The organism is Bradyrhizobium sp. USDA 3364 (genome assembly GCF_054056355.1).
Genome location: NZ_JBSRYG010000002.1, coordinates 8,546,279 through 8,552,614 on the forward strand (window position 1 = coordinate 8,546,279; position 6,336 = coordinate 8,552,614).

The window sequence follows — 6,336 nt, forward strand, 5'->3', positions numbered from 1 at the left end:
TCGGCACGCAACCTGCGCAAATCCTCCCAAGGACCTGTCAGTCAAGGACATGTCATTCAAGGACCCGCCATGACCGAGCATTACGACGCCCTTGAAACGCGCGATCCGGCCGAGCGCGAGGCCGCATTGTTCGCCCGGCTGCCGGACGTGCTGCGCAAGGCGATGGCGGCGCCCGCCTATGCCAACCTGCTGCGGGGCATCGATCCCGCGTCCATCACCAGCCGGGAGGCGCTGGCGGAGCTGCCGGTGCTGCGCAAATCGGAACTGCCGGCCCTGCACAAGGCCGCGCCGCCGTTCGGCGGCTTCGTCGCCGGCAAGCCCGGTACGTTCGCCCGGCTGTTCACCTCGCCCGGACCGATCTTCGAGCCCGAGGGCCGCCAGGCGGACCCCTGGCGCGGCGCGCGGGCGCTGTTTGCGGCGGGCTTTCGCGAGGGGGACGTGGTGCTGAACACCTTCAGCTATCACCTCACCCCCGGCGGCTTCATCTTCGATGCCTCCGCGCGGGCGCTGGGCTGCGCCGTGATCCCGGCGGGCCCGGGCAACACCGAGCAGCAATTCGAGCTGATCGAGGCCTATCGCCCGGTCGGCTATAGCGGCACCCCGGACTTCCTCAAGATCCTGCTCGACGCGGCGACCGCCACCGGCCGCGACGTGTCCTCGATCAAGCGCGCTTTGGTCTCGGGGGCGGCTTTTCCGAAATCGCTGCAGGAGGAGATGAAGTCAAGCGGCGTCGAGGCCTACCAGGCGTTCGGGACCGCCGATCTCGGCCTGATCGCGTTCGAGACCCCGGCGCGCGAAGGCATGACCGTCAACGAGGACTTGATCCTGGAGATCGTCAAGCCCGGCACCGGCGATCCCGTCGCGCCCGGTGACGTCGGCGAGATCGTGGTGACCTCGCTCGATCCGCATCATCCCTGGATTCGCCTCGCGCTCGGCGACCTGACCGCCGCCCTGCCCGGTGCAAGCCGATGCGGACGTACCAACATGCGCATCAAGGGCTGGATGGGCCGCGCCGACCAGACCACCAAGGTGAAGGGCATGTTCGTGCGCCCCGAGCAGATCGCGGAAATCGGCAAGCGCCATCCCGAGCTCGGCCGGCTGCGTCTGGTGGTCACGCGCGCCGGCGAGGCTGACGCGATGACGCTGCGCGCCGAATGTGCTTCGGCGCCGCATCCGCTGCAGGACGAGGTTGCGGCGACGTTGCGCGCCGTGACAAAACTCGGCGGCACCGTCGAGCTGGTCGGTGCGGGCTCGCTGCCGAACGACGGCAAGGTGATTGCGGACGAGCGATAGCGACCACCCGGGGCGTGGTCATCCCGCATTTGTCGCACGCGGCGTTCTGAACTAATGAGCTGGCTTATGCCGCATGGAGACGAACGGATGAGCAGCGCACCGGGAGATCGAAGGCCGGCGGTGTTCTTCGATCGGGATGGCGTCCTGAACAGGGACATCGGTTACCTGTTCGAAAGCCACCGGCTGATCTGGATCGACGGCGCGCGCGAGGCCGTGAAGGCCGTCAACGACATGGGCTATTTCGCGTTTGTCGTCACCAACCAGTCTGGCGTTGCGCGAGGCCTCTATGAGGAGACGCACGTCCAGCAGCTCCACGACTGGATGGCCGCTGAGCTCGGCAGGATCGGCGCGCATATCGACGCCTTCGAATACTGCCCGTTCCATCCTGAAGGGACCGTGGAGCGATATCGGCAGGTCAGCCACCGCCGCAAACCCTCGCCGGGCATGATCAATGACCTGCTGGAGCGTTTCCCGGTCGACGTTGAGCGAAGCTTTCTTATCGGCGACCAGCCGACCGATCTCGAGGCCGCGCGCGCCGCGGGCCTGAAGGGTCACCTGTTCTCGGGCCCCAATCTGGAGCTGTTCCTGAAGCCTCTGCTGCAGCGAAGCTGAGCCCCGCGCTTGGGCGCGAGGCCGGGATCGCGATCAGAACTTCCGAACCAGGTCGATCACCTCGTCCTGCTGCTCGCGCGTGATCTCGGCGAACATCGGCAGCGAGAGAATCCGGCCCTGATCGCGATGCGCGTTGGGGAATTGTTCCGGCCGGTGGTTGAACCGCGCATAGGCCGGCAGGAACGGCAGCGCCGTGGGATAATTGATCGCAGTCTGCACTCCATTGGCATTGAGATGGGCGGCGAGCGCGTCGCGGCGCGGATGCCTGATCGTGTAGAGGTGATAGACGTGGCTGCGCGCCGGCGCGACCTCGGGCACCACGACATCCTCGATCTGGTTGAGGCCGGCATCATAGACCTCGGCGGCGGCCTGGCGGGCTTCGGTCCACGCTTCGAGATGCGGCAGCTTCGCTGAAAGGATCGCGGCCTGCATGCCGTCGAGCCGGCTGTTGATACCCTCGATATGGTGCTGGTGCTTCACCAGCCCGCCATGGCGCGCCAGCATCGCCATCTGCTGCGCGAGCGCCGCATCGTTGGTGACGACCGCGCCGGCGTCGCCCATCGCGCCGAGATTCTTGCCGGGATAGAATGAATAGGTCGCCGCCTCGCCGAACGTGCCGACCATGCGGCCCTTGTAGCGCGCGAGATGGGCCTGGGCGCAATCCTCGATCACCCAGAGCTTGTGCTTCTGCGCGATCGCCATGATCGCGTCCATGTCGGCGGGCTGGCCGTACAGATGCACCGGGATGATGCCGACCGTACGCGGCGTGATCGCCGCCTCGATCGCAGCGGGATCGATCGTGAACGTCGCGTCGTCGGTGTCGCAGAACACGACGGTGGCGCCAGAATGGGTGATCATCGCCGCGGTCGAGATCCAGGAATGCGCCGTCGTGATCACCTCGTCGCCGGGCCGCACCTTGAGCGCGCGCATGGCGAGGTAGAGCGCATCGGTGCCATTGGCGCAGGATACGCAATGCGCGACCTCCGCAGCCGCGGCGAATTCGCGCTCGAAGGTATCGACATAGCTGCCGCGGATGAAGGCGTTGTCGCGGATCACACCGGTAATCGCAGCGTCGATCTCGCTCTTGATGGACTGGTATTGCAGTTGCAGGTCGGCATACGGCACAGCCATCGAAAGTCCCCTGTTGCCCTATTGGCTCGCCAGCAGCCGGCGCGCCGGGTTGCCGGCATAGGTGCCTGATATCGTGATATCCTTGGTCACCACCGATCCTGCGCCGATGACGACGTCGTCGGCGATCCTGACCGGCATGATGGTGGCGTTGGAGCCGATCGAGACCCGGTTGCCGATCACGGTCTCGCGCCACAGCTCCTTGCGTCCGCGCGCCGGGCCGCCGGTGGAGAACGTGTCGTTGACGAACATCACGCCGTGGCCGACGAAGCAGTCTTCGCCGATGGTAACGAGCTCGCAGACGAAGGCATGCGACTGCACGCGGGTGCGTGCGCCGACCACCACGCCCTTCTGGATTTCGGTGAACGGGCCGACGAAGCAATCGTCGCCGAGCGTGCAGCCATAGAGATTGCAGGGCTCGACGATCTTGACCCGTTCGCCGAACGCGACATCGCGCACGCTGGCCTGATGCACTTCCGGCCGATTCACGAAACGACACCCAGCCGGCTCAGCCGCGGCGTGAAGCGTAGCGCCACTTCCTCGCCGGTCTCGATCGACTCATAGAGCGCCGAGATCAGCTCCAGGCTCTTGCGCCCCTCGAGTCCGTCGACCAGCGCCGCGATCTGGTTCTCCAGGCAATCAACCACGTGATGGTAGTAGGCCTGATGGCCAAAGCCGTAGACGTTGGGCGGGTTGACCGAGAACTTCTCCACGACGTCCTTGTCCGACGGCAGTTCGTCGACAAAACGCCAGTGCCGGATCTGGTTGACCGCGAAACCGGAGATCTCGACCGTGCCCCTTTCGCCCAGGACCGACAGCGAGCCCTCGAGATCGGTCGGCCGCGCCGCGGTAGTCGCCTCGATGATCCCGAGCGCGCCGTTGCGGAACTTCAGGGTTGCGACGGCCGTATCCTCGGTTTCGATGTTGGCCAGCGCCGTCGTCGCCCGCGCATGCACGCTCACGACGTCGCCGAAGAACCACTCCAGCATGTCGACATGGTGGCTCGCCTGGTTGGTCAGCACGCCTCCGTCATAGGCCCAGGTGCCGCGCCAATCGTCCTGGTCGTAATAGGCCTGGTCGCGGCACCAACGCACCCGGACCGTCCCCAGGATGAGCTTGCCGAAGCGGCCGGCATCGAGCGCCTCGCGCGCCTTGACCACCGGCACGTTGAAGCGGTTCTGCTTGACGATGAACATCTTGACGCCGGCCTGATCGCAGGCCCGGATCATGTCGTCGGCGTCCTGCAGGCGCAGCGCCATCGGTTTCTCGACCACGACGTGCTTGCCGGCTTTGGCGCAGGCGATCACGTGCGCGGGATGCAGCCCGCTCGGCGTCAGCACGGCAACAGCGTCGATGTCCTTGCGTGCCAGGAACTCGTCCATGTCGTAATGGGCCGCAACACCGAACTTCCCCGCGACCGCATCAGCGCGCGCGCGAATCGGATCGCAGACCGCAACCAGGCTCGCTCCCGCGATGTGATTGCCACCCAGGAGATCGGAATGACGCTTGGCGATGCGCCCGCATCCGAGCAGGCCAAATCTGATCATGCACAGGCCCTGTCTTGTCGCGTGGCCAGCCCTTGCGGCCAGCCAAAAAGTCGAGGGAACAAGCGGCCTTGCGAGCCGCACGATAGCGATCCATTACCCGGAAAACTCGGGATAAGGCAAGGCCATGCACCGATCGGGCAGTATGGCCCGCGGCAGCTCTGTTGCCCGGCGCGACCGCACTGCCCGATCACGGCAGCCGACGGACCGGGACGATCCATCGGCTGCCATCGCGCAAGCCATGCTGCCCTGAACGAGAAACCAAGATCGCTGGCGCGGCCTCGGCGTAAGGACACTCCGGCCTGGGCATTCGTTCCCGAAGCCCGAGCCCTCGCCATGCTCGGATGCGCCGGGGCAGCAGGCTGCATTTGCGTTATTGGACAGGGATAATAGAATGAGAACACCGGCGCAATTCTTGTCGGCGTACCAATGCCGTGCCATGTCCCTGGGTCCAAGAGGCGGCATCGTTGGCGATCGCGTGGGCTTCGTCTGCCGAATACGATAACCACCAACGAGACGTCCGAACGCATAGCCAGAGACGGCGGTAAACGACAATGAACGATCGCGTTATTCAGCTGGAGCCCGGTTTCGGTTGGCGCCAGGGCAGACTTGCCCTGCTGGCCTATGCCCACGTCGTGGTTTGCGCCGTTTCGCTGTACTGCATCACGATCACCAATTCCTTCCCGGGTGTCATCGGCTTCGACAAGTCGCACCTGGCGGCCGCAATTCTGAACGTCGTGGCGTTCAGCCCGGTCGTGCTCCTGTTCGCAGTCGGCCGCTTCAGCTTTGGCTATCTCGTCGGCTTCTACTTCTACATCATGGTCCTGGGATATCTCTGGCTCATCGAGTTTTCGCTCCTCGATTACGATCACCGCCTGGCGCTGGCCTCGATCGTGCTTTCGGCCTTTGCATTCCTGACACCTGCGCTGTTCGTCACCGCGCCAGTGCGGCAGATCGCAGTGATGCCGGCACGCGCTTTTCACATGATGCCATCGGTCATCCTGATCGCCTCAGCCGCAATCATCGGCATCGGCTCGCTCTACAACCTCAAGCTGGTCGACCTCACGGAGATGTACAAATATCGCGCGGAGGTCGCGTTGCCCGCCTCCTTGCGATACGCCGTCTGGATCGCCTCGAACGCCCTGCTGCCGTTCGCCTTTGCCTGTTTCGTCGCCAGCAAGCGCATCTGGCAGGCCGGGATCGCGCTGCTTCTAATGGTCCTGTTCTACCCGATCATGCTGACCAAGATGGCGCTGTTTGCGCCGGTCTGGCTGCTGTTTCTGGCGCTCATCTGCAAGCTGGCCGAGGCCAGGGTTGCAACGATCCTGTCGTTTTTCCTGCCCGTCCTGATCGGCGCGATCCTGTTCTTCCTGGTCAAGGCCAACGTGTTTCCACTCAACCCCGGCCTGGTCTATTTCGGCACCGTCAACACCAGAATGGTCGCGATCCCGTCGCTCGCCCTTGAAGTCTACAACAACTACTTCTCGGCGCATCCGCTGACCCATTTCTGCCAGATCAACGTGATGAAGCACGTGGTTGCATGCGCCTACGACGAGCCGATATGGGCCGTCATGGCCAAGTCCTACGATCTCGGCGCCTTCAATGCTTCGCTGTTTGCCACCGAGGGGATCGCGTCGGTCGGCCTCGTGCTTGCTCCGATCTCCGCGCTCGGCTGCGGCCTGATCATTGCTCTCGGCAATCGCCTGTCGGCCGGCCTGCCGTCGCGATTTGTGCTGCTGTCCGCCGGACTTCTCCCCCA

Annotated in this window: 6 protein-coding genes; 3 read left to right on the forward strand and 3 right to left on the reverse strand. The window is 64.7% G+C overall.

What is annotated here, in order from left to right; all coding sequences use genetic code 11:
• Nucleotides 1–69: 69 nt before the first annotated feature.
• Nucleotides 70–1,293, forward strand: coding sequence for a phenylacetate--CoA ligase family protein (locus ACVILL_RS40475; protein WP_456734122.1), 1,224 nt, complete (start codon nucleotides 70–72; stop codon nucleotides 1,291–1,293).
• An 87-nt stretch (nucleotides 1,294–1,380) separates the two neighbouring features.
• Nucleotides 1,381–1,905, forward strand: coding sequence for an HAD-IIIA family hydrolase (locus ACVILL_RS40480; protein ID WP_456734123.1), 525 nt, complete (start codon nucleotides 1,381–1,383; stop codon nucleotides 1,903–1,905).
• A gap of 33 nt (nucleotides 1,906–1,938) precedes the next feature.
• Here ACVILL_RS40480 and ACVILL_RS40485 read toward each other — a convergent pair whose 3' ends face one another.
• From ACVILL_RS40485 to ACVILL_RS40495, 3 genes are read right to left on the reverse strand one after another with little or no spacing between them, the layout of a single operon-like run.
• Complete coding sequence (locus ACVILL_RS40485) at nucleotides 1,939–3,036, reverse strand: DegT/DnrJ/EryC1/StrS family aminotransferase (protein WP_456734124.1); 1,098 nt, start codon at nucleotides 3,034–3,036, stop codon at nucleotides 1,939–1,941.
• An 18-nt stretch (nucleotides 3,037–3,054) separates the two neighbouring features.
• Nucleotides 3,055–3,522 (reverse strand): acyltransferase, encoded by a 468-nt coding sequence (locus ACVILL_RS40490; protein ID WP_456734125.1) that lies wholly within the window; start codon nucleotides 3,520–3,522, stop codon nucleotides 3,055–3,057.
• Nucleotides 3,519–4,580, reverse strand: a complete 1,062-nt coding sequence (locus ACVILL_RS40495) for a Gfo/Idh/MocA family protein (protein WP_456734126.1) — start codon at nucleotides 4,578–4,580, stop codon at nucleotides 3,519–3,521. Before ACVILL_RS40495 ends, ACVILL_RS40490 begins: the two co-directional genes overlap by 4 nt.
• Before the next feature lie 551 nt (nucleotides 4,581–5,131).
• Between ACVILL_RS40495 and ACVILL_RS40500 the strand changes: the two genes are divergently transcribed.
• The coding region (locus ACVILL_RS40500; RefSeq protein WP_456734127.1) for a hypothetical protein at nucleotides 5,132–6,336 on the forward strand (1,205 nt) is incomplete at its 3' end.